Annotated in this window: 36 protein-coding genes and 2 pseudogenes; 13 read left to right on the forward strand and 25 right to left on the reverse strand. The window is 36.4% G+C overall.

Features of this window, described 5'->3' with window-relative positions:
* Positions 1–10 precede the first annotated feature (10 nt).
* From spoIIIAG to BM350_RS03965, 8 genes are read right to left on the reverse strand one after another with little or no spacing between them, the layout of a single operon-like run.
* A complete protein-coding gene (spoIIIAG, locus tag BM350_RS03930; protein WP_090913895.1) occupies positions 11–649 on the reverse strand; it encodes a stage III sporulation protein AG in 639 nt (212 codons plus the stop codon).
* On the reverse strand, positions 642–1,271 hold the full coding sequence (gene spoIIIAF / locus BM350_RS03935) for a stage III sporulation protein AF (protein WP_090913893.1): 630 nt from the start codon (positions 1,269–1,271) through the stop codon (positions 642–644). Before spoIIIAF ends, spoIIIAG begins: the two co-directional genes overlap by 8 nt.
* A gap of 12 nt (positions 1,272–1,283) precedes the next feature.
* On the reverse strand, positions 1,284–2,456 hold the full coding sequence (gene spoIIIAE / locus BM350_RS03940; protein WP_090913892.1) for a stage III sporulation protein AE: 1,173 nt from the start codon (positions 2,454–2,456) through the stop codon (positions 1,284–1,286).
* Between the two features lie 11 nt (positions 2,457–2,467).
* The gene (spoIIIAD, locus tag BM350_RS03945; RefSeq protein ID WP_230317767.1) at positions 2,468–2,866 is read right to left on the reverse strand and encodes a stage III sporulation protein AD; all 399 of its coding nucleotides are present in this window, start codon (positions 2,864–2,866) and stop codon (positions 2,468–2,470) included.
* A 10-nt stretch (positions 2,867–2,876) separates the two neighbouring features.
* Positions 2,877–3,080 (reverse strand): stage III sporulation protein AC, encoded by a 204-nt coding sequence (gene spoIIIAC / locus BM350_RS03950; protein ID WP_020061584.1) that lies wholly within the window; start codon positions 3,078–3,080, stop codon positions 2,877–2,879.
* 12 nt (positions 3,081–3,092) lie between these two features.
* Entirely contained in the window at positions 3,093–3,608 is a 516-nt protein-coding gene (gene spoIIIAB, locus BM350_RS03955) for a stage III sporulation protein SpoIIIAB (RefSeq protein WP_090913890.1), read from the reverse strand.
* Positions 3,605–4,528 carry a stage III sporulation protein AA gene (gene spoIIIAA, locus BM350_RS03960; RefSeq protein WP_090913888.1) on the reverse strand — a complete coding sequence of 308 codons (924 nt, stop codon included), beginning with the start codon at positions 4,526–4,528 and terminating at the stop codon, positions 3,605–3,607. The genes spoIIIAB and spoIIIAA overlap by 4 nt, the downstream gene beginning before the upstream one ends.
* A gap of 21 nt (positions 4,529–4,549) precedes the next feature.
* Complete coding sequence (locus BM350_RS03965; RefSeq protein WP_035429538.1) at positions 4,550–4,831, reverse strand: YqhV family protein; 282 nt, start codon at positions 4,829–4,831, stop codon at positions 4,550–4,552.
* Positions 4,832–5,039: 208 nt separating this feature from the next.
* Between BM350_RS03965 and BM350_RS27410 the strand changes: the two genes are divergently transcribed.
* Complete coding sequence (locus tag BM350_RS27410) at positions 5,040–5,354, forward strand: hypothetical protein (RefSeq protein ID WP_090913887.1); 315 nt, start codon at positions 5,040–5,042, stop codon at positions 5,352–5,354.
* Between the two features lie 43 nt (positions 5,355–5,397).
* Here the strand turns inward: BM350_RS27410 and efp are convergent, their stop codons facing one another.
* The 4 genes and pseudogenes from efp to BM350_RS03990 form a co-directional block, all read right to left on the reverse strand.
* Positions 5,398–5,955, reverse strand: coding sequence for an elongation factor P (efp, locus tag BM350_RS03975; RefSeq protein ID WP_090913885.1), 558 nt, complete (start codon positions 5,953–5,955; stop codon positions 5,398–5,400).
* Positions 5,956–5,975: 20 nt separating this feature from the next.
* Positions 5,976–7,037 (reverse strand): Xaa-Pro dipeptidase, encoded by a 1,062-nt coding sequence (gene pepQ / locus BM350_RS03980; RefSeq protein ID WP_090913883.1) that lies wholly within the window; start codon positions 7,035–7,037, stop codon positions 5,976–5,978.
* Between the two features lie 3 nt (positions 7,038–7,040).
* Complete coding sequence (aroQ, locus tag BM350_RS03985) at positions 7,041–7,481, reverse strand: type II 3-dehydroquinate dehydratase (RefSeq protein WP_090913881.1); 441 nt, start codon at positions 7,479–7,481, stop codon at positions 7,041–7,043.
* Between the two features lie 50 nt (positions 7,482–7,531).
* A pseudogene (locus BM350_RS03990) lies at positions 7,532–8,018 on the reverse strand (YqhR family membrane protein).
* A gap of 239 nt (positions 8,019–8,257) precedes the next feature.
* Here BM350_RS03990 and BM350_RS03995 point away from each other — a divergent pair.
* Together BM350_RS03995 and BM350_RS04000 are read left to right on the forward strand one after the other, a co-directional pair.
* Complete coding sequence (locus BM350_RS03995; RefSeq protein WP_090913879.1) at positions 8,258–9,181, forward strand: DUF1385 domain-containing protein; 924 nt, start codon at positions 8,258–8,260, stop codon at positions 9,179–9,181.
* Positions 9,182–9,263: 82 nt separating this feature from the next.
* Complete coding sequence (locus tag BM350_RS04000; RefSeq protein ID WP_090913877.1) at positions 9,264–9,668, forward strand: SA1362 family protein; 405 nt, start codon at positions 9,264–9,266, stop codon at positions 9,666–9,668.
* A 40-nt stretch (positions 9,669–9,708) separates the two neighbouring features.
* Here the strand turns inward: BM350_RS04000 and mntR are convergent, their stop codons facing one another.
* The gene (gene mntR / locus BM350_RS04005) at positions 9,709–10,137 is read right to left on the reverse strand and encodes a transcriptional regulator MntR (protein WP_090913875.1); all 429 of its coding nucleotides are present in this window, start codon (positions 10,135–10,137) and stop codon (positions 9,709–9,711) included.
* A gap of 424 nt (positions 10,138–10,561) precedes the next feature.
* Positions 10,562–10,692, reverse strand: a pseudogene (locus tag BM350_RS26010) (spore photoproduct lyase); the annotation flags it as partial.
* Between the two features lie 97 nt (positions 10,693–10,789).
* On the opposite strand from BM350_RS26010, the gene BM350_RS04010 reads away from it, so the two are divergent.
* The 3 genes from BM350_RS04010 to BM350_RS04020 all read left to right on the forward strand — a co-directional run bounded on the left by BM350_RS04010 (position 10,790) and on the right by BM350_RS04020 (position 12,832).
* Entirely contained in the window at positions 10,790–11,107 is a 318-nt protein-coding gene (locus BM350_RS04010) for a PadR family transcriptional regulator (protein ID WP_090913873.1), read from the forward strand.
* Positions 11,108–11,112: 5 nt separating this feature from the next.
* Positions 11,113–11,784, forward strand: coding sequence for a DUF1129 domain-containing protein (locus BM350_RS04015; RefSeq protein WP_090913871.1), 672 nt, complete (start codon positions 11,113–11,115; stop codon positions 11,782–11,784).
* 199 nt (positions 11,785–11,983) lie between these two features.
* Positions 11,984–12,832 carry a hypothetical protein gene (locus BM350_RS04020; protein ID WP_090913869.1) on the forward strand — a complete coding sequence of 283 codons (849 nt, stop codon included), beginning with the start codon at positions 11,984–11,986 and terminating at the stop codon, positions 12,830–12,832.
* Positions 12,833–12,903: 71 nt separating this feature from the next.
* On the opposite strand, the gene BM350_RS04025 is transcribed toward BM350_RS04020, so the two are convergent.
* Positions 12,904–13,740: a lipoate--protein ligase family protein gene (locus BM350_RS04025; protein ID WP_090913867.1), complete on the reverse strand. Its 837-nt coding sequence runs from the start codon at positions 13,738–13,740 to the stop codon at positions 12,904–12,906.
* 167 nt (positions 13,741–13,907) lie between these two features.
* Here BM350_RS04025 and BM350_RS04030 point away from each other — a divergent pair, with 167 nt between their 5' ends.
* Complete coding sequence (locus BM350_RS04030) at positions 13,908–14,297, forward strand: rhodanese-like domain-containing protein (protein WP_090913865.1); 390 nt, start codon at positions 13,908–13,910, stop codon at positions 14,295–14,297.
* Between the two features lie 31 nt (positions 14,298–14,328).
* On the opposite strand, the gene BM350_RS04035 is transcribed toward BM350_RS04030, so the two are convergent.
* Entirely contained in the window at positions 14,329–14,913 is a 585-nt protein-coding gene (locus BM350_RS04035; RefSeq protein WP_090913863.1) for a DNA polymerase III subunit delta, read from the reverse strand.
* A gap of 236 nt (positions 14,914–15,149) precedes the next feature.
* On the opposite strand from BM350_RS04035, the gene BM350_RS04040 reads away from it, so the two are divergent.
* From BM350_RS04040 to BM350_RS26755, 6 genes are all read left to right on the forward strand, one after another.
* Positions 15,150–16,127 carry a LacI family DNA-binding transcriptional regulator gene (locus tag BM350_RS04040; protein WP_090913861.1) on the forward strand — a complete coding sequence of 326 codons (978 nt, stop codon included), beginning with the start codon at positions 15,150–15,152 and terminating at the stop codon, positions 16,125–16,127.
* 293 nt (positions 16,128–16,420) lie between these two features.
* Positions 16,421–17,002: a TetR/AcrR family transcriptional regulator gene (locus BM350_RS04045; protein WP_139207608.1), complete on the forward strand. Its 582-nt coding sequence runs from the start codon at positions 16,421–16,423 to the stop codon at positions 17,000–17,002.
* 68 nt (positions 17,003–17,070) lie between these two features.
* The gene (locus BM350_RS04050; RefSeq protein WP_090913857.1) at positions 17,071–17,403 is read left to right on the forward strand and encodes a DMT family transporter; all 333 of its coding nucleotides are present in this window, start codon (positions 17,071–17,073) and stop codon (positions 17,401–17,403) included.
* 1 nt (position 17,404) lies between these two features.
* Positions 17,405–17,719 carry a DMT family transporter gene (locus tag BM350_RS04055; protein ID WP_090913855.1) on the forward strand — a complete coding sequence of 105 codons (315 nt, stop codon included), beginning with the start codon at positions 17,405–17,407 and terminating at the stop codon, positions 17,717–17,719.
* 13 nt (positions 17,720–17,732) lie between these two features.
* The gene (locus BM350_RS04060; protein ID WP_090913853.1) at positions 17,733–17,990 is read left to right on the forward strand and encodes a DUF3975 family protein; all 258 of its coding nucleotides are present in this window, start codon (positions 17,733–17,735) and stop codon (positions 17,988–17,990) included.
* Between the two features lie 59 nt (positions 17,991–18,049).
* Complete coding sequence (locus tag BM350_RS26755; RefSeq protein ID WP_170857644.1) at positions 18,050–18,208, forward strand: hypothetical protein; 159 nt, start codon at positions 18,050–18,052, stop codon at positions 18,206–18,208.
* A 27-nt stretch (positions 18,209–18,235) separates the two neighbouring features.
* On the opposite strand, the gene BM350_RS04065 is transcribed toward BM350_RS26755, so the two are convergent.
* The 9 genes from BM350_RS04065 to BM350_RS04105 all read right to left on the reverse strand — a co-directional run bounded on the left by BM350_RS04065 (position 18,236) and on the right by BM350_RS04105 (position 25,839).
* Positions 18,236–18,415, reverse strand: a complete 180-nt coding sequence (locus BM350_RS04065) for a hypothetical protein (protein ID WP_090913851.1) — start codon at positions 18,413–18,415, stop codon at positions 18,236–18,238.
* A gap of 172 nt (positions 18,416–18,587) precedes the next feature.
* Positions 18,588–19,364: an ABC transporter permease gene (locus BM350_RS04070; RefSeq protein ID WP_090913849.1), complete on the reverse strand. Its 777-nt coding sequence runs from the start codon at positions 19,362–19,364 to the stop codon at positions 18,588–18,590.
* Positions 19,364–20,266: an ABC transporter ATP-binding protein gene (locus BM350_RS04075; protein ID WP_090913847.1), complete on the reverse strand. Its 903-nt coding sequence runs from the start codon at positions 20,264–20,266 to the stop codon at positions 19,364–19,366. The genes BM350_RS04070 and BM350_RS04075 overlap by 1 nt, the downstream gene beginning before the upstream one ends.
* A gap of 555 nt (positions 20,267–20,821) precedes the next feature.
* Entirely contained in the window at positions 20,822–21,454 is a 633-nt protein-coding gene (locus BM350_RS04080; protein ID WP_090913845.1) for an ABC-2 transporter permease, read from the reverse strand.
* Positions 21,455–21,469: 15 nt separating this feature from the next.
* Positions 21,470–22,141 (reverse strand): ABC-2 transporter permease, encoded by a 672-nt coding sequence (locus BM350_RS04085; RefSeq protein WP_170857645.1) that lies wholly within the window; start codon positions 22,139–22,141, stop codon positions 21,470–21,472.
* Positions 22,122–22,994: an ABC transporter ATP-binding protein gene (locus BM350_RS04090; protein WP_090913842.1), complete on the reverse strand. Its 873-nt coding sequence runs from the start codon at positions 22,992–22,994 to the stop codon at positions 22,122–22,124. Before BM350_RS04090 ends, BM350_RS04085 begins: the two co-directional genes overlap by 20 nt.
* A 5-nt stretch (positions 22,995–22,999) precedes the next feature.
* Entirely contained in the window at positions 23,000–23,374 is a 375-nt protein-coding gene (locus BM350_RS04095; protein WP_090913840.1) for a GntR family transcriptional regulator, read from the reverse strand.
* A gap of 401 nt (positions 23,375–23,775) precedes the next feature.
* Positions 23,776–25,356 (reverse strand): alpha-helical endospore appendage domain-containing protein, encoded by a 1,581-nt coding sequence (locus BM350_RS27990; protein ID WP_139232922.1) that lies wholly within the window; start codon positions 25,354–25,356, stop codon positions 23,776–23,778.
* Positions 25,357–25,647: 291 nt separating this feature from the next.
* On the reverse strand, positions 25,648–25,839 hold the full coding sequence (locus BM350_RS04105) for a hypothetical protein (RefSeq protein ID WP_090913838.1): 192 nt from the start codon (positions 25,837–25,839) through the stop codon (positions 25,648–25,650).
* Positions 25,840–25,961 lie beyond the last annotated feature (122 nt).

The following is a 25,961-nucleotide window of genomic DNA, read 5'->3' on the forward strand; positions in this document are numbered from 1 at the left end:
TATTTCCTCCCTAATTCTTTTTTGGTAAAACAGATACACGGTGACTTGGAACCTCTAACATACGTGAAACAGCTTCTATCACCATCTGTTTCACTTGTAAATTATCCACTCCTTTTGCAACAACAAGAACGCCGCGAACTTTCGGCTTATTTTCTCGAAGTATAATAGGAGCTTCTTTATCACCTTGGCGTACAATCACTGTTTTTTCATCTGTCGATTCATCTTCAACTTTCCGCTTTCCGCCTTCTTTATCTGTTTCGTCCGTCGTTTGCGATCGCTTCACCGTATTTTTATCAAGTATTTTTTCTTCTGATGAATCAAGATTAATTTCAATTGTTACATCTTTAACGCCTGTAACACTTTCTAATGCTTCTTTTAATTGTTGTTCATATTCTTTTTCATATTTATCAATGTTAGATTTGTTGTCACTATTCTTTTGTCCAAATGTTGGTACATCTTTTACTTGCTCTGTTTGCGATTTGAGAACAGGTACTTCTGGCTTTTTTGCTTGGAAAAGGTTACTAGAAAACATAAGGATGATCCCAAGTATGAGTAAAATGATCAAAAACTTTGCTGAAATTTTTTTCTCTTTCTCATCTTTTTCATTTCCTTTAAAAAGATTGCGAAAAAATTGAAATTTATTATTCATTTACTTTCCCTATCCCCCCTTCCACCTGAATCTTAATTTTGTTCTCTTCCAATTGCCATTTGTTTGAGAAGAATTGTTTCATTTCAGCTGTATTTTGTTCTGACGTCTTTCGAGGTTCCTTCGAGTTAATGTCTACCTTTTGAATCGTTTCAATAGCTCCTGCTCGGCTTCGTTCATTTGCCTGAAGCGTTACAAGAACAGATTGAATATCTTGCTGAGATTTCACTTCTTTTTTGTCTTCTGGTACTTTTATCTGCAAACTCATAACGGCCATACCATATTGCTTTTCTAGTTCTTTTCCAACTTGTTTTTTCATTTGGACAGCCATCTGTTCTAAAATATATGCACGTTGTGAGGCTTGTATTTCTTTTTTCTTTTCATTAATTTTATTTTCTATTGATCCGTTTGCCATATACTTGTCCTGACTAGCATTTGCAATCACATCTTGAATATCTGTTTGAAACAATTTAAATAAAGGGGTTAAGATCAAAACGACTAGAAGCAAACTTACAACAAACTTGACATACTTTTGTAAATTTGAATTAGGAAGTAACATATGAAGCATCGTTGCTAATAGTAGAAACACAATAATATTCCGAATCCACTCCACGACAAATTGCAACCTTCTCACCTCCTAACGCATCATTAACGTAATATTTCCAGCTGCAATAACAATCGTGATACTTAGAAAAAACATGAACGATACAATGGCCAAACAAGCAAACACGTATATAATGCTTCTTCCGATAATGTCCAGACATTGAATAATTGTTCCTCCACCAACAGGTTGCAGCACTGCTGCCGCAAATTTATAAATGAACGCAATGCAGAAAATTTGAATAGCAGGAAAAGCAACGATAAGTAATAAAATAACAACCCCAACAATCCCCACTGTATTTTTTAATAAAGCCGATGCACTAAGTACAGTGTCTGCTGCTTCAGTAAACATCCGGCCGACAACTGGAATAAAGTTTCCCGTTACAAATTTTGCTGTTTTAACAGCAATCCCATCCGCTACCGCTGTTGCCGTTCCTTGTACAGAGAGCACACCCAAAAAGATTGTTAAGAAAATCCCAATGATGCTAACGCTAACATTTTGCAGCAGTTTGGACAATTTTGTAACTTTATATTGATCGCTCATTGTACTGACAATACTTAAAATTGTAGCAAGGAGAAGAAGCGGTAAAACAATATAATTCATAAGCATTCCGCTCGTATTCATAAGAAAAACGATAATTGGATGAAAGAAAGAAACAGATACAACACCGCCTCCTGTCGCTATGAGCGCTAACAAAATAGGGAGGAGCGCTAAAATGAAATCGATCATTGTTTGAATGGTGTCTTTTGTATACGTCATAACAACATAAAAACTGTTTAAAGCAAAAACGATAAGTACCATATATACAACAGCATCCGCTATTTTCCCAACGCTACTTTTTGCAAAAGCAGATTGAAGCGATTGTAAAAGCGCGCTGAAAATAGTAAGCATAATGAGTGTCCCAAGTAACTTTCCGTTCGCCACTAATTCATGAAATAAATATTTTAGTAATCCAATCACCCACTCTTTAATTGAAAATTCTTTTTCCCCTTTGACAAACTCCATAAAATTCCCCTTCTGGCTTTCCGGCAAATACCCTCCATACTTAGCAACAAGGTCATCCCAATATTTCTTTACATCTTCTATCCCAAGCTTTCCTAGCTGTTCATCTACAACGTTTTGTTCTAAGGGGGAAGCTTGTACGATAATTGGCAAAGAAAAAAAGAGGAAAAAAGCAAACGAAAGCTTTATTCCAAACGAGCGCACAATTCACCCCTCCTTTATCCGGTTGGTAAAAAACCGAGAATCGTTTCAATTACAACAGTTAATATCGGAATCGCCATCACTAAAATTAAAATTTTTCCCGCTAATTCAATTTTTGAAGCAATTGCTCCTTGCCCTGCATCTTTCGTAATTTGTGCACCGAATTCTGCAATGTAAGCAATTCCAATAATTTTCAGCAGTGTTTCCACATACACATTACTCACTTTCGCTTCATTTGCAATACGTTCAATCATCGTTAAAATAGAATGAATTTGATCAATTACAAGTAAAAACATAACGCTACTAACAAACACAATAAATAATGAAGTTACACTCGATTTATGCTGATTCAATACTGCCGCCAAAAAAGTTGCCACAAGTCCAAGTCCTACAATTTGTAATATTTCGATTCGAATCGCCCCCCCTTTACTGAAAAAGAAAGACGCTTTTAATCTTGTCAAATAAATTGTTAATTAAAAATGCAACCTGAAATAAAATAACGACAAAACCAACGAGAATCACCCAGTTGGCAATATCTTCTCGCTTTAGTTCTTTCAGCACAGTATGAATGAAAGCTAAAATAATACCAATGCCTGCAATTTGAAAGATTAACCCAACGTCGATCGACATCACCTTTCCCCCTTACAACAGTAAAATAACGATAAGTAATCCTGCTAATACTCCTAAACTTTTCATCATCTTTTCGTACTGAATTTGCATTTCCTTTGCTTCTCCTTCTTCTCTCTCTAAATGTGTAATACATAAACGAATATGTTTTTGCTGTGATTCACGATCATGTTGTCCGAGCGTTTCTCCAAATTGCTGTAAAATCTCATATTCCGTTTGCTTCAATGCTGTGAGTTTCCAATTTTCTTGTAAACTATCCATCCATGCTTCCCGAACCGTTTGCTCTCCCGTTTCTAATCGTTCGTGAAAACTATGAAAAAACCAATTCAAAGGCTTAGGCATTTGTTTTACAAGGCGTGCAGCGGCCTCAGACAAAGGAGTATGTCCATACATAATTTCCGCCTCAAGTGATTGCAAAGCCGCCTTTAACAACCGTAGTTGGCGAGGACGCTCACTATATTTCTTCGCATATGAAAAACCAAAAAATGTTGATACAGCAACAATAAGTGCAGCGCCAAAAAATTTAATCATACGCTCAGCACCTTCTCTCCGCGGTGAATTGGCTTTCCACTGCCATCTTTCATATTCATAATCGTTCCTGGTCCTTTTATTTTAGAAAGCTCAATAAAACGTTCGAACACGCCCAGCTCTATGATTTTCCTTAGTGAAGGTCGTTTCAGTATATCTTCATGCCCTTGTCCATGCACACTAGTAAATAATTGAACACCAGCATGAACAGCTTCCATAATTGCTTCGCTATCTTCTGGACGACCGATTTCGTCAACAATTAATATATCGGGACTCATTGAGCGAATCATCATCATCATACCTTCTGCTTTTGGGCATGCATCTAACACATCCACTCTTGTTCCAAACTCATATTGCGGAACACCTTTCACGCACCCCGCAATTTCTGATCTTTCGTCTACGATACCAACTTTACAAGAAGGAATATGTTGCCTTGGAACACCCGCACTCATGAGGCGCGCTACATCACGCAATAATGTTGTCTTCCCTGTTTGGGGTGGACCGATAATCATTGTATTTAGCCAATGCTTCTCATATAAATATGGTATAAGCGGCTCGGCAATCCCCTTTTTTTGCCGAGCAATTCGAATATTAAATGACGCCACATCCCGAATCATTTTCACTGTACTCTTTTCCATAATGACTTTGCCCGCTAATCCAACGCGATGCCCTCCGCGCAGTGTAACATACCCTCGTTTTAATTCTTCTTCCATCGTATAAAGTGAATATTGACTAAGCTTATTCAGTAAATATGCCGCATCTTCTGTCGTCACAGTATAGTTATAAAAATGCGCTTCCCCGCGCGCAATGCATTCAAGCGGCCGACCAACCCGAACCCGTATTTCTTCCAATCCGTCACATTCCTTATAATCTTGTATAAAACGTTCGATTTGCCTTGGCAACATCTCTAATACTTCTTTCATAGCTCTCTCCCCATCACATCGCTATTTCAGTACTGCAATAAAAATACAACCGATTCCAAGCGCCAAAAAAAATAATTTCAAAAAAGAAATTTCGTTCGTAACACTCGCAATTCCAATTGACATCGTTACAATCAAAACAGTTGGGCCAACAAATGCAAGCATACCATTTACGAACAATGCTTTTTTGGCATCATTGAAATACAACATAAGCAAAGCGGCGAAAATTTCCATGCTGCCTGAGAAGATCCTAAGAAGCGCCATTACGAGCACGGACGTTTCAAATGCCGCTAGCCACTGTTTCATCCTCTCACCTTCTTTCGTTATCCTTACACCGTCCTAACAGCACACATATATCCCGCTCAAACAAGATGAAAGAGTACATTTGTACAACCATATGCACAGGTTGTCTATTTCAGAAGTGAAAAAGTAATTTTTTTGATTATCAAATAAAATCAAGAGGATTTTTTGTAAAAATATGTTATATTGAGGCGAAAAGGATAAATATACGAAAATTCTAAAAATAATTCTTGCAGTCTTTATAGAGGTGGCTATTATTTTCTTTTTTTCTAAATTTGGTAATTGGACATTTATAGAAAGTTTCTTTTTAGGAAGTTTAGCCATTTTTGAAATCACATGGCTGGTTCCTTTGAATATGAACCGAAACACGAATATGGATCGTGCCATCACAAAAAGTTTGACGGGGTTTAACACCGGAGAAGTAACACCTTTTCAAATTCGAATGAACCCTTATATGACAGGGACTCTTCTACTACTTACCATTAGCTTTATTATTACTGTCATCTATTATCTACCTTATTTCACATAAAAAAACACTCGTGGATATTTAATACCACGAGTGTCTTGTTTTATTACGCACGAGAAACGTATTTTGATTCTCCTGTGTTAATAAGAAGCATTTCACCTTCATTAATGAAGATTGGTACTTGTACAACTAGACCAGTTTCTAATGTAGCTGGTTTTGTTACGTTAGAAGCTGTGTCACCTTTAATACCTGGTTCTGTTTCAACAACTTTTAACTCAACAGTGTTTGGAAGTTCTACACCAAGTACTTCGCCTTGGTATGTCATGATTGCTACTTCCATGTTTTCTTTCAAGAATTTTAATTCATGTTCGATTTGTTTTTCACCAAGTTCGATTTGCTCGTATGTTCCGTTGTCCATGAATACATGAGCTTCACCGCTTGCATATAAATATTGCATACGACGGTTTTCGATATGCGCTTTTTCTACTTTTTCACCAGCACGGAATGTTTTTTCTTGAACAGAACCTGTGCGAAGGTTACGTAATTTAGAACGAACGAACGCTGCACCTTTACCTGGTTTTACGTGTTGGAAATCGATAACCTGCCATAGGCCGTTGTCCACCGCAATTGTTAATCCTGTACGAAAATCGTTTACTGAAATCATGCAAAAAATCCTCCTGTGTATTACAAAATAATAAGTTCTTTTGGAGATTTAGTTAACACTTCATTACCTTCAGCTGTTACTATAATATCATCTTCAATGCGAACTCCGCCTACATTTGGAATATAAATTCCCGGTTCTACAGTGACTGCCATTCCTGGCTCAAGTACCGTTTCAGAGCGGAATGCTAAACTTGGTGCTTCATGAATTTCAAGACCAATTCCATGACCTGTAGAATGCCCGAAATACTCACCGTATCCTTTTTCAGTTATGTAGTCACGTGTTAATGCATCTGCTTCACGACCAGTTAAACCAGCTTTAATACCGTTTACACCGCGCAATTGTGCTTCTAATACGATATTATAAATTTCCTTTAACTTATCAGACGGCTCACCTACTGCAATTGTGCGAGTAATATCGGAACAATATCCTTTATAGTAAGCACCGAAGTCTAATGTAACAAAATCTCCCTTTTCTATCAATTTTTCAGATGCCACGCCGTGCGGCAATGCTGAACGAAGTCCCGAAGCAACGATAATATCAAACGAAGAAGATGTTGCTCCTTGCTTTCTCATGAAAAATTCAAGTTCATTTGACACTTCAATTTCAGATACTCCCGGGCGAATAAATGATAGAATATGTTCAAAGGCAGCATCTGCAATCTGTGCAGCTTCCTTTAATATCTTAATCTCTGAATCAGTCTTAATCAAGCGTAACTTTTCTACAATACCAGATGTTGCAACAAATTCTGCATCAACTTCTTCTTTGTATGCTGTATAAGAGCTGTATGTAAGGGTATCTTGCTCAAAACCAAGCTTTTGAATTCCTAAGTCTTTTACTTGTTTTGCAACTTCTTCAATAATCGTACTTGTATGCTGTACGATTTCATAACCAACCGCTTGTTTTTGCGCTTGTTCAACGTAGCGGAAATCTGTAATAAATAAAGCGCGTTCGTTTGAAATTAATACAACGCCTGCTGTTCCTGTAAAGTTTGTCATATATCTACGACTATGTTGATTCGTTAATAAAATACCATCAATACCCGCTTCCCCAAATGCACTTCTTAATTTTGTAAGTTTCTCCATGAATTACGCCTCCTGAATTTTCTCCACTAATGCAAGTAACGCTAAATGATAGCCATACAAACCGAATCCTACAATTTGTCCCACTGTGACCGGCGCCGTAACAGATACATGGCGAAACGATTCGCGCTGGTGAATATTTGAAATATGTACCTCAATAACAGGAATCGAAACACTCGCAATTGCATCACGAATTGCATAGCTATAATGCGTAAATGCTCCTGGATTTAGAATAATTCCTTTATATGTACCCTCAGCCTTATGAATAATATCAATAATGGCACCTTCATGATTAGATTGGAAACACTCTAGCTCCACTCCCAAACTTTCTGCTTGTTGCTTCATATCTGTTTCTAACGACGCTAACGTCCCTGTACCATATACATTAACCTCTCGCACACCAAGACGGTTTAAATTAGGACCGTTAACGAGGAGCAACTTCTCCATATATCTAACTCCTTAATAAAAAATGTCTATATAATATTCTACCATACCTCTCACTTATTTGAATAGTTTGTCTTCTTCTGCATCTCTTGTACTAGTATTGTTATTCACCTCAAATGAAACGGAGTATGCAATAAAAACACCATATAAAATAAAAATACACGCTGTTGTTACAATCGTTTCCTTAGGCATTCCCATCATGCTTTTTATAACTGGTGCAACAGGTGCAATGACAAAGAATAATAATCCCCACCATACAAGACCGTATATAATACCTGGAATTAGACCTTCAAACTTACTAAAAATTACTTTATATACAAAGGCCACAAGAATTGAAAGTACCCCCATACATATAATACCACCTATATTTCCCCATACCCCTTCTTTCCAATCTCCAAGCGCAAATGGGAGTAACAAATAATTAGGTCCCAGGGCAGTAAAAGAAAAAATATGAAGAAAGTACCAAGCAGCTCCCCAAAACAACCCTCCAAACACACCAATTTGGACAATTTTTTTCGTGACAGATTGTTCTTGTTTCACATCCACACCTCCGCCTACTAGTATGTCCGAAACTTATTTAAAGCATGTTTAAATACTGCGAAATTTGTCTATAAAAAGAATAGGAAATGTCCGCCTAGCCTGCTGATTTTCCTTGTCAGAAGTGCACCTTTGTCGATAAAATAAAGGAAACTGTAGTGATGTCATACAATATAATGACATCACCTAGAGTCGCTACCTCTTTTCTGATAAGAGAGAAACAAATACAGGTTGGTGTTGACATGGCAGAAGAGACAAAACAAATCTACGGCGGTCAAGCGGTAGTAGAAGGAGTTATGTTTGGCGGTAGAGAATATACTGTTACAGCGATTCGTCGTAAAGATAAATCTATCGAATTTTATCGATTACCTCGCGTTCGTAATAAAGTATCATCTATGTTTAAAAAAATTCCATTTCTACGCGGAATCGCGGCAATTATTGATGCGAGTGCAAACGGAGCAAAACATTTAAATTTTGCCTCAGAACGCTTTGATGTAGATCCTTCAGAGGATGCACAATTCGCACAAAAAAAAGAAGAACAGTCGAAGTTAACGATGATACTTAGCGTTGCAGCAGTCGGTGTTTTATCCTTTATCTTTGGAAAAGTGATTTTCACGGCAGTTCCTGCAATTTTAGCAGAACTAACAAGACCTGTTTTTCCATCTCATACTGGGCAAATTATCATTGAAAGTGTTATTAAACTCATGCTATTGCTTAGTTACATTTACTTTGTTTCACTGACTCCACTTATTAAACGTGTATTTCAATATCACGGAGCAGAACATAAAGTAATTAATGCCTATGAGAACAATCTTCCATTGACAGTAAAAAACGTACAAAAGCAAACTCGTCTCCATTATCGGTGCGGTAGCAGCTTCATTTTATTTACTGTTATTATAGGGATGTTTGTATATTTTCTCGTTCCAACCGATCCTCTTTGGGTTCGCGTTTTAAATCGTATTTTGCTCATCCCTGTAGTGCTCGGTATTTCATTTGAAGTGTTGCAATTTACAAACAGCTTACGAAGCGTTCCAGTGCTCCGCGCATTAGGATATCCTGGCCTATGGCTTCAGCTGTTAACAACGAAAGAACCAACAGATGATCAAGTTGAAGTAGCAATTGCATCATTTGAAGAATTACTTCGTCTAGAAGGAAAACAACAATAACTTTTTCGTAATGTTATTCAATTCCTTAACCTTTCGTTAATAAACTAATTAAAATATCTTTCTTTTTTAGGAGGTGTTCCTTATGAACGGTCGCTCATTTATGTTCGCTCTATTTGTTGTAATTGTTGGATTAGCAATATTTAACCTTGTATCATTCACAATTGAAGATCCAATGGGAGTTGTAAAAAACATTGCGATAATGCTTATTGTTGTTGGTGTCTTTTATTTACTTTATAAAATGCTTACAAGTTCGAGCAGTTCAGCTACTAACTCACAATCTTCCTACAAACGTGCTGCGAAACAATCAAACCGAAAATATGGAAAACAAAATGTAACACCCCTAAGTAACAATCTGTTAAAGAAAAATGCTTCCGATACGAAAGGAAAGAAAGGAAATACTTCCTTCCTAAAACGAAAAAGAAAGCAATCCCATTTAACAGTCATTGAAGGTAAAAAAGGCAAAAAGAAAGACCGCGCTTCTTTTTAAGAAGTGTGATCTTTCTTTTTTATTGTTGTAATATGTCCAATTACTGCGCTTGCTCTTCATTTGCCCTTTGGACACTACGAAGCTTCTCAATGCGAAGCTTATCTTGCTCAAAGTATTGCACCAAATCACCAATGCGATCGATAGCTTCCCAGCTTAAATGATGTTCAATTCCTTCTACATCATTATAAATTTTACTTTCATCTACACCGATAATACGCATAAACTGTTCTAACAACTCATGACGATAAACAAGACGCTTACCAATCTTTTTCCCTTTTGATGTTAATACAAGCCCTCTATATTTTTCATAAATTAGATATTCATCTTTATCAAGTTTCTGTACCATTTTTGTTACAGAGGATGGATGTACATTAAGCGCTTCAGCAATATCAGATACACGGGCATATCCCTTTTCTTCAATTAACAAATAAATTTGTTCGATATAATCTTCCATACTAGGAGTAGGCATCGTTTTCCTCCATCCAATTCAGTTTATATATTCCGCACTAAGCAATCAATAAAATGATACAACAGAAAGGATATTGTGACAAGGGATAAACAAGCCCATTTTCCGCAACACACAAAACAACCCACGTTATATATGTGGGTTGTTTTGTGTGAAATATTGGTAACTACTCAGTTACTTTATGAAAAATCGACAGAAAAGCATTTTTTTAAATGGGCGAGAAGGACTGGCGATGCATAGGAACGGTCAGGTCCTTTTCCTGCCACATGCAAGGTTTGAAAACAAAAGTAGACAATAAGTGCAGGCTCCTGCCCTGTCTGCATGACAACAGTCTATATGCCAAAAAATGACTTTTCAAGTAATAGAGAGACACATCTTCACTAGAATCATACCCTTTTCTAAATTTCTAAAAGGGATAGCTGAGTAGTTACAAATATTGATAAATATCATATCTAATTGTTTCTTCTAATTTCGTCACCTCATCTTTTGGATAAACATATTTTCCAATTTCATATCGAGCTTTGTATTTGGATAACGCTGCTGGATTACTTTTTTGCTGGTTTCCAGCTTCAGTAACTTGCAAGGCAAGTTACTGAATGCTATACTCCAAATAACAACTACCTTGCAAGGCAAGTTACCCGGAGGTGGTAAAGTAATGCACAGTCAAATGTTAAAAGGTGTGCTGGAAGGGTGTATTTTATATATCATTTCGCAAGAAGAAGTGTATGGGTACGAACTCAGTACGAAATTACATCAACATGGTTTTACATTCGTAAGTGAAGGGAGTATCTATCCTCTATTGTTACGTATGCAAAAAGAAAAACTCATTGAAGGCACATTGAAAGTCTCCAGCCTGGGACCGAAGCGCAAATATTATCACGTTACAAAAAAAGGCTTTGAGAAACTGGAGGAATTTAAAAAAAGCTGGGATATGGTTTCAACCACGGTAAATCAGTTATTAAAGGGAGAGTGAAATGAATGAAGGCGAAAGATATGATTGAGCTTAATAATAAAAAGCGTGAGCTATTAACAGCAGAAAATGAAGCAGCTTATGGGGATATGCTTGTTTACCTTCGATTAGCTAACGTTCCAGAACAACAAGTAGAAGAACTATTACTAGAAATTTTAGATCATCTTCTTGAGGCCCAAAAAGATGGAAAAAATGCTTATGATGTTTTTGGGACTGATCTACAAAATTATTGTGACGAATTAGTTAGCGCATTACCTCGCCAAACAATGTTAGAAAATTTTTCAATCGCCGGTTTCATGGTTAGTTTACTACTCGCCATCCAGTTTGGTATAGATACTATAGGTGCATTAGGGTTTTCTTTTGCTAAAAAACAAAACCACCTTTCTGGTGTACCATTTAGTATTCCTGGAACTTTGTTATCAATCATTATGATTGCTGGCGGCATTTTTATTATTTTATATTTGTTAAAACGTGATGCTTTTAACCAAACACTGAACTGGAAGCAAAGAATTATTTTTGGCTTAGCTTTTTCGATTCCATTTTGTTCATCTGTATTTTTTAATATTTATTTTAAAAAACAAAGCTATCTATGCTATAACTTACCGATTTGGCAAGGTGCCCTATTAACCCTTTTCTTTTACGTTTCATATAAATTTTTATATAAAACCTCAAGATTTTAACAGCCTATTTCACAGGCTGTTTTTCTTCTGTCTAATTTTACAAATTAAAAAATTTCATAAACAAAAAAGAAAAATACAAAATAATTAAAGTAAATTGTTGACGTGATGCTTTTATTATCGGTATCATATTTCTTCGTGAGCAATTATTTTTCGTTATATGGATTTTTATTGTTACTACATTTTTGAGAGGGGAAATTTGATGTCACTGAAGAAGAAAACGCAAGTACGCACCGGCAAGATGGTACGTGAACTAATGTTAGCCGACGAAGATGTAAATGCTTCGCTAATTATGGTGTATAGTGAAAACGGTGTAAACGCAGAAATTAAAATCGAGGGCTTAACACCAAAATGTAACGAAGAATTATTTTTGAGCGGAAAAGTAGATTGGAACAAGAGTGTTATTTATAAAATTGTCGATTTTACTGGCAATGCTGAAGTTGGAAAAGTGACATTAAGCGCCATGAACAAAAACAATGTTTCACTGCAAATTGAACGCGTTATGTGGAGCAAAGAAACGAAAGAAGAAGTGGCAGAATTAACAGACAACACACTATCCGTTGTCGAAGCACCAACTCCAAAGAAAGAAGCAATAGTTGAAACTTCAAAAGAAGTGACACCTGTCACAAAACCAGTTGTAAATGTTGCACCTACACAGGCATCAATTTCAAAGCCGGTGCATCCAGATCCTGTAGTGAAAACTACACCAAAACCTGTACAAAAAGAAGTAGTGGCACCAACTACAGCACAAAAAGTAGTAACGGTGTCAACTCCAGTAGAGCCAACATCTTCGGTTAAACAACCTGCGACAAATCAACCAAATTCTGAATTACAAGAAAAATATGTTCGTCTTGTAAAACAGGCTGTAGATGTATGTCAAGATTACGAACTTGGTATGGATGTAGACGATTCTATTGAGAACTTAAAAAATGAGTTACAAAAACAAGGAATATCGGTAGCATTCGATGCAGAAATTATGGATGTTGTAAACCGTTTACGTTCATTAAAGAAAAAAGGTATTAAAGTGGAAAAAGTATTAAACTTATTATAATAATTTAGCGCAGCTTTCCCTGCTGGGGAGCTCTCATTCATATAAAAATAAGGAGATGGGTATCCATCTCCTTATTTTTTGTAATTCCATTCATCACTTTCATATTTTTCTTTTGCTAACGTTTCCACTTCATGAAGTTGTTCTTCTGTTAAATCATACGGAACAAGTTCCACATTTAACCCTTTTTCAAATCCAATATGAAATGCATTGATAAGTTGCTGAATTGTAAAAGTACGATCTGTTAATTCATTAATTGCAATTGCTTTTGAAGAGAACATTTTTTTCATGCGTTCTTTCACACGTTCATTTGGAAACAGGAACAAATCATACAGCATATCTAAGTCAATTTCTAACGGAATGGAACCATGCTGTAAAATAACACCTTTTTGCCTAGTTTGTGCACTTCCAGCAATTTTGCGTCCTTCTACAACAATTTCATACCATGACGGAGCATCAAAACAAACTGCTGAACGCGGATTTTTCAAATTTTCGCGTTCCTCAGCTGTTTTTGGTACTGCGAAATATGCTTCTAAACCTAACTCTTCAAATCCATCTAACAATCCTTGTGAAATTACGCGATATGCTTCTGTCACTGTTTTTGGCATATTTGGATGCTCTTCAGACACAATGACACTATACGTTAATTCATTATCATGAAGAACGCCTCGTCCACCTGTTTGACGACGCACAAAACCAAAACCATTTCTATGTACTGCATCCATATCAATTTCTTTTGAAACACGCTGAAAATAACCGACTGTTAACGTCGGAACTTCCCATTCATAAAAACGAATTGTTGGCGGCAGTTTCTTTTCGCTTTGCCAATTTAATAAACATTCGTCCAACGCCATATTAAACGCCGGAGAACATTTACCGGAATTTATATAACACCATTTTTCCTTTTCCATCCCACACCTCATATAACTAATTTTTCTCACATTCTCTAGTCTATCAAATTCGACAAAATTTGTGAAAGAATACGAAATTTCTTCTAATACAAAATGAACTTGTTGCATAAATACATATGGGCATTATAATATGGAAAGTAGGATGAGAAAAAGGGAGCGATATAATCGTGTCAACAAATGTTATTATTTTACTAGCCATAGCTGCAGGAATCATCGGCTATTCTGTATGGATGTATTTCTATCAGAAAAAATTAATTAAAACACTTTCAGAAGAAGAATTTCGCGCTGGTTACCGTAAAGCACAGCTTATCGATATTCGTGAAGCGGACGAATATAATGCTGGTCACATTTTAGGAGCGCGCAATATTCCAATTTCACAAATACGTCTTCGTTACAAAGAACTACGTACTGATCAACCAATTTATATGTATTGCCAAAACGGTTTCCGAACAGGCCGCGCAGCACAATTCTTAAAAAAACACGGCTATAAAGAATTTTATCAATTACAAGGCGGCTTTAAAACTTGGTCTGGTAAAGTGAAAAAGAAAAACTCATAATAAAATAGCTAGCTTGCCCTACACAAGCTAGCTATTGCATTTTATTAGCAATATACACCAAATTTTGTTTGACATCTTCACTATTTTGATCACGAACATTTCGATAAAGCAACTGATACTCCACACTCTTTTCTTTCCATGTGAGAGTCGCCATATCTTCTCCGTCCATTTTTTCGTCACTATTTTTAAAATAGGCTGTTATACCATTTGCAAGCTTTACTTTCTCCTGAAAACGATTTTGTTCTACGATAAAAGGAAAATTGTACGAAAAGTTTGCAACTGTTAATTCAATATAATCTCGCATGCCTTTTTCTTGACGTTCATATTTAATATCAAGAACAATCCGCTTATCTCCCATTTTTCGAACTACTGCTTTTGGATTATCTGTTGATGCATATGGTAAAAATGATGGTGTGTAAAAAGAAAAAGGAAGAACATTTTTTACAGCCTGTACCGGTATTGGATCAGACATCATATCTTCACTTGCCTCTAAATCTGCTGCAAACTTTTTTTCTTCTACCATTGTTTGCTGAAAAGAACATGCACTTAACACCATACTAGAAAATACGAAACATATCATCCGTTTTTTCAACGTGTATCCGCCCTTTCTCAACATTCTCTTTTCAGGCTTTCGTATGTTATGTTCATATTCTCTATTTCTTACTGTTCCACCTTTGAAAACTTTCCTCGTTTATCTCACACAATTTGACAAAAACGCTTTCCCTATTCTCACGCCGAATAAAATCGTTACGCGAATAGCAAAAGCGTCATTAACAAGATAGAATATGAAACGCTTTTCATGTCAAGAGTTTCACAAGATTTTCTTGTATAATAAAAATAGAGGTGAAACATATGGTAAATATAAAACAAATCGCGAAAACGGCTGGGGTCTCTGTTACGACTGTTTCACGCGTCTTAAATGACCATCCATATGTCAGTGAGGAAAAACGAAAACGCGTCCTAGAAACTGTTGAAGAATTGAACTACGCGAAAAATGTAAATGCGGTTCATCTTCTAAAAGGAAAAACACATACAATTGGTGTCATGCTTCCTTTTATTAATCTACCGTACTTTAGTACAATTATTGAAGGTATCGGAACGAAAGCACTTGAAGCCGGATACCGCATTACTCTCTGTCAAACAAACTACGATAGCATGGAAGAAATGCGTGTCCTCGAAATGATGAAAATGAAACAATTTGATGGCATGATTATTTGCTCCCGAGCGAGTTCATGGGAAGCCATTGAACATTACGCGAAATTTTCGCCTATCATTTCGTGTGAAAAACTGCTGCATCCTCTTATATCTTCTGTCTATGTGAATCATTATGATGGCTTTCGGATTGGAACAGAATATTTATTACAAAACGGACACGAACACATTGGATTTTGTTTAGCACGTAAAAAAAGCGTGAGTACAAAGCAGCGTGAGCAAGCATTCTTTGATACGCTTCATGCAGCAGGTAAACACTCGCAAACAGACTGGCAGTTTTATCAATGCTACAATATTCAAGACGGTGCGAATGTCATTCAAAGCATACTAGCGATGAAAAATCGCCCTACCGCTCTTTTTGCTGCAAGCGATCAAGTTGCTTCTGGATTATTAACGGAAGCAAAAAAACAAGGCTTGCGAGTACCAGAAGATTTAGCGATTTTAGGATTTGATAACCATCCTATTTCTGAAGCATTAGAGATCACAACGATTGAACATCCAGGCTTAGCAATGGGGAATCGTGCTTTTTCACTCTTTTATGAACAAATACAACAAGAACAAATTACAGGGACTTCTGAAGAGTTACCGTTTCGTCTCATTGAACGTGGAACAGTATAAAAGCTCCTATTACTGGAGCTTTTTTATATAAATCCAAATTAAAAACCGGCATAAAACCATTCTTTTTCAGTGGTCGAGAGCATCTAGCTATGCACAGAAGCGGTCAGGGCCTTTTTCTGCCACTTGCGAAGTTCAAACAAAAGGAGAAAGCAAGTGCAGGCCCCTTTTGTTTCTGTATAGTTGCAATCTATATGTCGAAAAATTAAAATGGATTCATATAGTTCATATAATTGCCCTTGTTGACTATATCCTTTTTTTATCCTATACTTTAACTAACGAACGATAGGTAGGGGATGAGAATGACAGCAAACCGTATTAAATCTGTAGCACTTTCACACTTTGCACGCTATGGCTATGAAGGAACTTCATTAGCCAACATTGCCGGGGAGGTTGGAATTAAAAAACCATCCATATATGCACACTTTAAAGGAAAAGAAGAGCTATATTTTATTTGCTTAGAAGAATCTTTACAAAAGGATCTTGTATTCTTTAAACAGTATGTGAAGAATTCAGAAGAAACTCCATTTGGAGACTTTTTATTTCATCTTCTTAAAGATTATGGTCATCGCTTTCAAGAAAGTATTGAAACAATGTTTTGGCTGCGCACTTCGTTTTTTCCACCAGATGCCTTTCGTGAGCAAATTGTCGAAAAAGCAAATGCATACATTGAAAGCATCGGACAGCTTTTAGTACCTATATTTGAACAGGCACAAGAAAAGAAAGAACTTTGTAGTATTGAAGTAACAGAAGCTGTTTCAGCTTATTTATGTTTAATGGATGGATTAATGGTTGAATTTTTATTTGCTGGGATACAACCATTTGAAAATCGATTACACGCATCTTGGAAAATATTTTGGCGCGGATTGTCAAGCTGACGGATTGCACACGCAATACGTCATTTTCTTGCCCCGGGCCTAACGACTGGTAGGAAGGAGAATAAATGATGGAATGGATTTATGTTATTATAGCAGGACTCATTGAAATTGTTTGGGTAATTGGTTTAAAGCATGCCACAACACCACTAGAATGGCTTGGCGTTGCACTTGCAATCGCTATTAGCTTTTTCCTTTTATTTAAAGCTTATGCGAAGCTCCCTGTCGGAACTGTGTATGCTGTTTTCACAGGAATTGGAGCCGGAGGTATTGTACTAACAGAAATCTTTATTTTCGGCGAACCATTTTCGATTGTAAAAATCTTATTTATCGCTTTAATTTTCATTGGTGTCATTGGTTTAAAACGAGTAACAGGTGAACAAAAAGAGAAGGAGGCTGCATAAAATGGCATGGGTATATTTAATTATTGCTGGTATATGTGAAGTTACCGGTGTTATCTTTATGAAAATAGCAAATGAAAAAAAAGGCTGGACACCAAAACTTATGTTAATTGCAAACTTCGGTGTAAGTTTCTTCTTCTTATCCCTCGCAATGGATACACTGCCAATGGGAACGGCTTACGCAATCTGGACAGGAATCGGAACCGCAGGAAGCGCACTTCTTGGTATTCTCATTTTCCGCGAATCTGCTGATTGGCGCCGCCTTGCTTTCTTAAGCTGCATCTTATGCGGTGCAGTTGGTTTAAAATTAATGAGTTAATGAGGTGAATGCGGTGTGGAAAAAAAGAGTAGCACAAATTATGATGGGAATCCTAATTGCCATTGTATTCTTATTACAAACTATATTCCATATTGCAGAATGGTTATTTTATAAAGTATTTGCAATCCTCACGTTTCTCCCAAACATGGCTCTTGAGGTCACTTCCGTTATTTGGTCCATTATCGCTTCTATTGGGATTATTATCATTTGGAGTATCGCGAAACTCTGGAATAAGCTCGTTTCAAAAGACAGTTCTTCAAACAAGAAGTAACTGTCTTTTTTTTATATCATTTCCTTCTTTGGACATACTACAAAAAAGGAGCTGATCATATGCAAACTTCTGTACATAAGCAGATTTTACTATTATTTTTCCTCTTTATTGTGTTTGCTGTGTTTTTTAGTTTCATCTTACATACATACAACGTACCTGCTTACTCACCGAGTGTCGTGTCGGTTTATAAAATTGTTATGCATAGTTTGTTGCATTAAGGAAGGTGTCTCGCGATGAGACACCTTTTATAACGAACGATTTTCTTTTTTCCTAATTATATTTCCTGTCGTCACGAAAACAGTGCCAAATAGAAGACAAGTAGGAACCGATATATGAGTAGGAATGAAATGAAACGTAACTCCAAGCCCTGCACCAATAATTAGCAGAAGTCCAACTATTACGAAGAAGCTCCCCATGCCTTTCATAATTACATCCCCCTATTTATATATCTTTCTGCTCATATAATTTCACACAAACTAAAATTGATTACAAAATGGTTGATTAGAACTGGAGTATTATTAAAATACAAAGTTACAGTTAGCGCTTTCGGCTGAACTGCAGAAAATAATACGAAGTTAGCGAGTAATTTATTTTCTTTTACAAGACATCACGCCTTTGAAACAATGCACTTGAAATAACGAGTAAAACAACAAAATGAGCTAAAACAAATAACAATGATGTTAAAAATGTAAACTCTGAAAACATCGGTTTTGCTCCTTGATTAAGAAATTCATTACTATCATACACATTTAAATTCAGATGAAACATTACAACATATTTTGCTACACCTTTAGCAAATTGAAATAATAACATTTTGAGCGATCCATCTAGAAAAAAGAAGAATAGTGTAATAATTAATGGTAAAACTAATTTTCTAAAAATATTAGCTAGCAAAAATGCAACTGTTGGATAAAAGAATATCGGTAAAATGTTATACGCAAAACGTTTTAATACAATTGCAAAAGTAACCTCTCCAGTGCCCCCGCCAAATACAATGAGACCAATCAACATTGCTATAAGTAAAGAAGCGATACATACAAATAGTATAGCTAAGAGAACTGTAATATACTTTGAAAATAGTATCGTAACTCGCTTTCTCGGACGAATTAACAATTGTTTAATTGTCCCTTTTTGGAATTCTTCTGTAATTGTGCGGGATGCTAGCGTTATGCCAAAGATTGTTGCAAATGTAGCAATCATTCCGATATGTTGCTCCGCAAACATAATATACCCTTCGATTTTCAATTCAGACGGTGCCCACTTTTTTATAATAACTGCTTCTGCAAATTCTAATACTGCTAGTACGACTAATAAAATATACATACTCTTTTTCGCATGTAACTTTAAAAATTCATTTTGGATTAATTTCATCATTATGCTGTCACTCCCCCTGTGATTGCCAAAAATTCATCTTCTAATGATTTATTTTGAACTGTTACACTGTACACGTGAATATCGGCATACACTAATTTTTTCACAAGATTCGGAATTTCCCCCTTCATGACAGATGCAATAATTTTGTTTTCTTGTATGTTTCCTTTTATCAGTTCATTCGCTCTCTCTACTTGATCTACTTCAAACACTACCATAATCTTGTCGTCACTTTTTGCCTTTTCACGTAAGCTATACTCTTGCATGAATTGTCCATTTTGAATAATGACTACACGATCACACATCAACTCAATCTCACTTAATAAGTGACTGGATACAATGACTGCAATGTTTTCTTCTTTTGCTAAACGTTGTAAGTAATCGCGAATTTGACGAATTCCTGCTGGATCTAAACCATTTGTCGGTTCATCTAAAATTAAAATTTTAGGATTATGTAATAGTGCTTGTGCAATCCCTAAACGTTGTTTCATGCCAAGAGAATATGTCTTTACCTTTTTATGAATCGCATGTTCTAATTCCACAAGCTTTACAATTTCAGCAATTCGTTCTTTACGAATTGGCGTAACGGCCATATTCGCAAAATGCTTTAAATTTTGCATTCCCGTCATATATTCATATAATTCCGGGTTCTCTACAATCGCTCCAATGTACTCTAGCGCTTTTTCATGCTCAGTACGTATACTGTGACCACAAATTGTAATATCGCCCTCTGTTACTGAAATCAGTCCTGTCATCATCCGAATTGTCGTCGTCTTTCCGCTCCCGTTTGGTCCCAAAAAGCCGTATACTTCTCCTTCCTGTACTTCAAATGAAAGCCCACGAATAATTTCAGCACTACCTATTTTTTTATGAACATTTTCTAATTTCACTACTACATTCCCCAATGATTCTTCCTCCCTTAGACCTCTAATTTTTTATCAACAAAGTCAAATGTTATTAATACTAATAAAAAGATTAGCAATCATTCGTAGCATAAAGTGAAACTTTAATCAGTGGGGGTTTTGTTCATTCCCCACTGATTATCAGCCCTCACCAATCGGGCGCATGCCAGCAGTTTATCTCCCACCTAACTTCTTTAGAAAAGCGGAAGCGGCTCGCCCAGAATCGCAGGACGCCCACGCCTCTGACAGAGAGGCGCTTTTCGCCTCGTCCGAGGGGGCGAAACGACCGGAGATTCTAGCCGCTAGAGCTGGACAATGCTTTCGCTGAATTTTGAGGTGGGAGTATTACTGCCCAAAAATAGCGGGATAAACTAAATACATCCAATCCATAATCTATCAAAAAGTATTTCAAAATAACCTTGTTTATTCATTAACTCTAAATATTTATTAAAGATTATAGAATTATCTATCTTCTCATATAATTCATATTGAAAAACTATGCATTATACAGAAAGTAAAGAAAACCAATACCTTTTTATTCATCTTCAGCTTAGTCTCTTAAAATTCTCTACCTTGAAAAATCGAAATAGAAAAAAACATAGAAACAAAATACGCGATACATACTCCAATACTTAACATACTTACGATAAATACAAGGTTTGAAGAGTGAAAAAACATTAACATAAGCCTTTCCTCCGCAAGAACATTGCACATTAACCCCAACAAGCCGATTAGCGGGAACATGAAAACTAGGCTAAAAATAGTAATTATTTGTTTACTACCTCCATATTTCAATGGAAGAAGCATAATTCCATAAAGAGCAGAAAGACAAACGGCTATAAAGATGGCATACCACGGAATATTTATAGCTTTACCTAATAAAATTTTAGGTAATATAACAATGATTAATGTAGCAATTAACCCGCATCCAATAAAGAGAATTGACGAGATGTATTTCGCAATGACAATATCCTTTCTAACAAATGGAAAACTAATTAATAGTTTATCTGTTCCATTTTTATCCTCCAACTGTAATGATCCAAATATCAATACGCTACAAGTAACAAAACAAACCCACGCAATCTGAAACGGCTCAGCGGACTGTTTCAAAGCACAATAAATTGGCAATATAAGATAAAGAAAAAAAACTTTTCGTTGTAAGAAAAAATCCTTCCAAACTAACTGTCGCACAATCCCTTCTCCCCTTTATACATCTCTTTTTTCATATAATTTAATTGCAATAAACATAGAAATAATATATATAACTGCCAACCCAGCTATCCCTACTATACTTACCCCTACATGAGACAGATTCATGATCCAATCACCGAATGAATCTTCCACACGATTCTCTTCCCCATCTATAACAAATAACGGTATAAGCGTCGTAGGTATAATTAGTCCTATTGCAAATAAACCGCGGATAATTTTTGAATCAGTTCCATAATAAACAGGCAAGAATAATGCAATGTATATAAATGAGACGATAATACCTCCTAGCACTGTATACCACTTGAGCTCGATATAAAAATATGGATGATATACACGAATATCCTCAATTAAAGTCATCCCTCTTATTATCCAAGTGGCTGCTGTTGTTAATACAATCGCTATAATTGTTGATATAATAAAAGTCATATATTTCGCTATAATAATTCCCTTCCGTTCTATCGGTAAACTAGCAATGATTTTTTCACTGCCATTCTTTTCATCCGATCCTACAGACAACAGAAGAGATACTATTACTGATATTAAACAGCTCACAGAAAAAATGTTTGAATTAGATGGATTCGTTATAAATAAGAAAGCCGGAAACCCTAAACAAAATATCCACATAGCGCGTAGAAAATACAAGTCTTTAAACACAAGTTGACGCATTTCTCTTTCTCCCCTTCGCCGTATACACGATAATATCATCGATCGTCGGCTTTTCCAGTACAACCTCTTGACCGAACCAATCTACAACTGCCTGTTTATCACGCGCCAATCCTTCAAATCCATATTTATTTTTTCTTAAACCGATAAACAGTTCTTTCCCTTCTTTGTCTAACAAATCGTTGCTTCCTTTTACGATTGTGTAATTCTCTAGCAGCTCGTCTTTCTCTCCAGTAAAGACGATTTCACCTTCATTGATAAATGTAATATAATCAGCAATGCCTTCTAAATCCGTTGTAATGTGTGTAGAAAATAATACGGATATTTCTTCTTCCATCACAATCTCTTGCAATATATCAAGCAGTTCACTTCGGACAACTGGATCTAACCCTGCTGTTGGTTCATCCATAATGATTAGCTCAGCATGATGTGACAGCGCCATAGCGATGGCATATTTCATTTTCATTCCTTTTGATAACTGTTTAATCTTTTTATTTTTCGGAACTTGTAATCGCTCCATGTATGATTGGTATTGTGCTTCGTCCCACTTTTTATAAAAAGGCGCAATAATGCGCTTCATTTGTTCACATGTTAAATCTTCATAGTAATGATTTTCATCATATACAAAACCGATATTCTGTTTTACTTCTTTTTCATGTTTTTGATTGTCTTTACCGAAAATATAAATTTCACCACTATTTCGTTTTACTAAATTCATTATCATTTTGATTGTCGTACTTTTTCCTGATCCGTTTGCTCCAATAAACCCCATAATATATCCGCGTGGCAGTTTAAAATTTACATTTCGGATAGAAAAACCTTGATAGTCTTTGCAAACATTTTTTAATTCTAACATGTGTCTTATTCCCCCTTATATAGAAAGGCAATGATGTGCTGTAACTCTTCCAGAGACAGTTGTAGTAGTTTACTTTCATTTACCACTTCTTCAGCCTTACTTTCTAACAGTCGCAACCTTTGTTCTCGTATGAGCTCATTATTTTGCACAGAAACATACGTCCCTTTTCCAGCAACTGTTTCTATATACCCTTCTTTTTCAAGCTCTTCATACGCTCGTTTCGTCGTAATTACACTAATTTGTAATTCCTTCGCTAAACTACGGATAGACGGTAATTGCTCTCCACCTTTTAGACCACCATTTAATATAAGTTGCCGAATCTGCTTACTAATCTGTTCATAAATAGGGTCTGGTGAAGAGTTTGAAATAATAATATCCATTTTCTCCTCCACTGTGTATATACTGTATATAACTCATATATACAGTATATACACATTATCCATTTTTGGCAACAAAAAAAGACCAACAATTTCCTGTTGGTCTTTCCAGGCTGTGAAGAAAGCCTGAAGGACAGTTCTTCAGACAAGAAGTAACTGCTTTTTTTTATATCATTTTCTCTCATGTATGTATAAAAAACGAGCTAATATTCATTCAGCTCGTTTTTGTTTCTATCATCTATCAATACCTTTGTAGAAAAAGACCCTGACCGCTTCTATGCATGGCCAGATGCTCTCGCCCGCATAAAAAGAAAGCGGGTTTTTATTTCGATTTTTTAGTTTGTATTTATATAGATTCTTTTATGGAATCATTCACTACATATTCAGCAGTAATAAAATAATAGTTACAGGCAGTCAATAATGTGAGTAGTGACAGTAAGGGATCCTCCTCCCACAGTAGGAAATGTAGCAGTAACATCTACTGTCCCAGGTCCGTCAATGGCTGTAAAAGTAGCGCTAAAGTTACCCAAAGCATCAGTAGTCGTCGTAGCAGGAGATACCGATGCAAGAAGAGGGTTATCAACTGAAAATTCTACAGGAATTCCCGCAACTGCGACGCCTAAACCTCCACCAACGAATAATTGACCAGAAACAGTTGTCGTATTAGGTCCTGTTCCGGAAGAGCATACATCTTCAGCAATGCTAAGACTAGCGCCACCGAAAACGCTACAGTCGACAATGTTAGGACCGACAGTGAGAGAACTTCCAAAAGTAGGAAACGAAGCAGTAACACCTACTGTTCCAGTTCCATCAATGGCTGTCAAAGTAGTAGTAAAGTTACCCGAAGCATCAGTAGTAGTATTAACAGGAGATACGGAACCAAGAAGAGGATTATCAACTGAAAATTCTACAGGAATTCCCGCGACTGCAACGCCTCCATCGACGAACAATTTACCAGAAACAGTTGTCGTATTGGGCCCTGTTCCAGAAGAGCATATATTTACTTCATCAACGCCAAGAGTAGCGCCACCGAAAACACTGCAATCAGCAATGGTAGCAGAGAGAGTAATAGAGAATCCTCCTATAGTAGGCAATGTAGTAGTAACATCTACTGTCCCAGGTCCGTCAATGGCTGTAAGAGTAGCAGTAAAGTTACCCGAAGCATCAGTAGTAGTATTAGTAGGAGATATTGAAGCAAGGAGAGGATTATCAATTGAAAATTCTACAGGAATTCCCGCAACTGCGACGCCTCCGTCCACTAACACTTGACCAGAAACAGTTGTCGTATTAGGTCCTGTTCCACTAGAGCATATATTGGAAGCAATGTTAAGACTAAGTTCAGATAAAACGTTACAGTTATCAATAATAGTAGTAGTGATTGGATCACTACTTCCTCCTAAAGCAGTAGCGGTAATCATTACTGTCCCGGGTCCATCGATAGCTGTGAAAGTAGCAGTAAAGTTGCCAAATGCATCCGTAACAGCAGGGTTAGGAGCTACAGTACCAAGAGCAGGGTTATCTACTGTAAAGGAAACCGGCGTACCTGCTGAAGGGGGACTTCCACCCACCAATACTTGACCAGTAAGAGTAGAAGTATTGGGACCTGTTCCAGAAGTGCATATCGTGGTTGGATCAGCATTCAGAGTAATTATTGGTGTAGGTGAAGGAGCAGTAGTTGCTAATAGATCAAGAACATTTTCAAATTTAAACTCTAGTAACATCTCCTTTTTAATGACGTCACGAAGGGTTCTTTGTACACTTGAATCGACAGCAAGAAGATTAGATATCGTAACTACTGGAGGAGAAAGTGTAGTTCTTCCCGGCGGTAATGTTCCTAAAACAAATTGAAGCTTCTCTGCCTCAGCATTAATAATATGAGCCAAAGCTAATTCTTCTAGGGCAATAGAGCTTAAAAGCAATGGAATCGTCTGTGCAGTCGTAACAGAAATGGTAGGGGTAATATTAGGTATGTTTGGAAAAGACAATATATATTCATCCTTTCTAGCTAGGAAACCATCGAATCACTTTATTCTGTGCATAGATAGGTCTCCTACTTTTGGAATTTAAACATTCATAAGTTCATAATTTTAAAAGGAATATTATGAACAATGAGTGTACTAGGTATTCTCTCTATTCTATGTAACAAGCATCTAGATGGCTGAGCATTTGTCTTGCCGCAAAGGTATATTTTTTAGTGAACGAGCCCTTTTTATCCCCTCGCTATTTGGGACAATAAAAAAAGACCAACATTTTTCTGTTGGTCTTTCATATATGTATCACTTCTCAAAGCGATTTAACATCTCATCTCTCATACCAAAGCTCACAACTGCAATTCCGACATACATAAAAATAAGAAATGCTGGATGTACTGTGTTGTACCAATGGCTATCAATAATTAAATATACAGTTAATGCTGTAACAAGTAAAAACGCAACAATAAACATATAGAAATGTCTTTGACTACCCATAACGAACTCCTCTCTAATTACTCATTTATCCCGCTATTCGTGGGAGTATTACTGCCCGTAAAAGCCCGATTGAGAGGGCTAATAATCAGTGGGGGATGAAGAAAACCCCCACTGATTAAAGT

The sequence above is a fragment of the Bacillus sp. 103mf genome (assembly GCF_900116295.1).
Lineage (GTDB): Bacteria > Bacillota > Bacilli > Bacillales > Bacillaceae_G > Bacillus_A > Bacillus_A bruguierae.

What these genes read in the sequence shown, in the direction of transcription:
- spoIIIAG (WP_090913895.1), bottom strand. Translation starts at nt 649, where the DNA reads ATGAATAATAAATTTCAATTTTTTCGCAATCTTTTTAAAGGAAATGAA.
- spoIIIAC (WP_020061584.1), bottom strand. Translation starts at nt 3,080, where the DNA reads ATGTCGATCGACGTTGGGTTAATCTTTCAAATTGCAGGCATTGGTATT.
- spoIIIAB (WP_090913890.1), bottom strand. Translation starts at nt 3,608, where the DNA reads ATGATTAAATTTTTTGGCGCTGCACTTATTGTTGCTGTATCAACATTT.
- spoIIIAA (WP_090913888.1), bottom strand. Translation starts at nt 4,528, where the DNA reads ATGAAAGAAGTATTAGAGATGTTGCCAAGGCAAATCGAACGTTTTATA.
- BM350_RS03965 (WP_035429538.1), bottom strand. Translation starts at nt 4,831, where the DNA reads ATGAAACAGTGGCTAGCGGCATTTGAAACGTCCGTGCTCGTAATGGCG.
- efp (WP_090913885.1), bottom strand. Translation starts at nt 5,955, where the DNA reads ATGATTTCAGTAAACGATTTTCGTACAGGATTAACAATTGCGGTGGAC.
- pepQ (WP_090913883.1), bottom strand. Translation starts at nt 7,037, where the DNA reads ATGGAGAAACTTACAAAATTAAGAAGTGCATTTGGGGAAGCGGGTATT.
- aroQ (WP_090913881.1), bottom strand. Translation starts at nt 7,481, where the DNA reads ATGGAGAAGTTGCTCCTCGTTAACGGTCCTAATTTAAACCGTCTTGGT.
- BM350_RS03995 (WP_090913879.1), top strand. Translation starts at nt 8,258, where the DNA reads ATGGCAGAAGAGACAAAACAAATCTACGGCGGTCAAGCGGTAGTAGAA.
- BM350_RS04000 (WP_090913877.1), top strand. Translation starts at nt 9,264, where the DNA reads ATGAACGGTCGCTCATTTATGTTCGCTCTATTTGTTGTAATTGTTGGA.
- mntR (WP_090913875.1), bottom strand. Translation starts at nt 10,137, where the DNA reads ATGCCTACTCCTAGTATGGAAGATTATATCGAACAAATTTATTTGTTA.
- BM350_RS04010 (WP_090913873.1), top strand. Translation starts at nt 10,790, where the DNA reads ATGCACAGTCAAATGTTAAAAGGTGTGCTGGAAGGGTGTATTTTATAT.
- BM350_RS04015 (WP_090913871.1), top strand. Translation starts at nt 11,113, where the DNA reads ATGAAGGCGAAAGATATGATTGAGCTTAATAATAAAAAGCGTGAGCTA.
- BM350_RS04020 (WP_090913869.1), top strand. Translation starts at nt 11,984, where the DNA reads ATGTCACTGAAGAAGAAAACGCAAGTACGCACCGGCAAGATGGTACGT.
- BM350_RS04025 (WP_090913867.1), bottom strand. Translation starts at nt 13,740, where the DNA reads ATGGAAAAGGAAAAATGGTGTTATATAAATTCCGGTAAATGTTCTCCG.
- BM350_RS04035 (WP_090913863.1), bottom strand. Translation starts at nt 14,913, where the DNA reads ATGTTGAGAAAGGGCGGATACACGTTGAAAAAACGGATGATATGTTTC.
- BM350_RS04040 (WP_090913861.1), top strand. Translation starts at nt 15,150, where the DNA reads ATGGTAAATATAAAACAAATCGCGAAAACGGCTGGGGTCTCTGTTACG.
- BM350_RS04045 (WP_139207608.1), top strand. Translation starts at nt 16,421, where the DNA reads ATGAGAATGACAGCAAACCGTATTAAATCTGTAGCACTTTCACACTTT.
- BM350_RS04050 (WP_090913857.1), top strand. Translation starts at nt 17,071, where the DNA reads ATGGAATGGATTTATGTTATTATAGCAGGACTCATTGAAATTGTTTGG.
- BM350_RS04055 (WP_090913855.1), top strand. Translation starts at nt 17,405, where the DNA reads ATGGCATGGGTATATTTAATTATTGCTGGTATATGTGAAGTTACCGGT.
- BM350_RS26755 (WP_170857644.1), top strand. Translation starts at nt 18,050, where the DNA reads ATGCAAACTTCTGTACATAAGCAGATTTTACTATTATTTTTCCTCTTT.
- BM350_RS04065 (WP_090913851.1), bottom strand. Translation starts at nt 18,415, where the DNA reads ATGAAAGGCATGGGGAGCTTCTTCGTAATAGTTGGACTTCTGCTAATT.
- BM350_RS04070 (WP_090913849.1), bottom strand. Translation starts at nt 19,364, where the DNA reads ATGATGAAATTAATCCAAAATGAATTTTTAAAGTTACATGCGAAAAAG.
- BM350_RS04085 (WP_170857645.1), bottom strand. Translation starts at nt 22,141, where the DNA reads ATGCGTCAACTTGTGTTTAAAGACTTGTATTTTCTACGCGCTATGTGG.
- BM350_RS04090 (WP_090913842.1), bottom strand. Translation starts at nt 22,994, where the DNA reads ATGTTAGAATTAAAAAATGTTTGCAAAGACTATCAAGGTTTTTCTATC.
- BM350_RS04095 (WP_090913840.1), bottom strand. Translation starts at nt 23,374, where the DNA reads ATGGATATTATTATTTCAAACTCTTCACCAGACCCTATTTATGAACAG.
- BM350_RS04105 (WP_090913838.1), bottom strand. Translation starts at nt 25,839, where the DNA reads ATGGGTAGTCAAAGACATTTCTATATGTTTATTGTTGCGTTTTTACTT.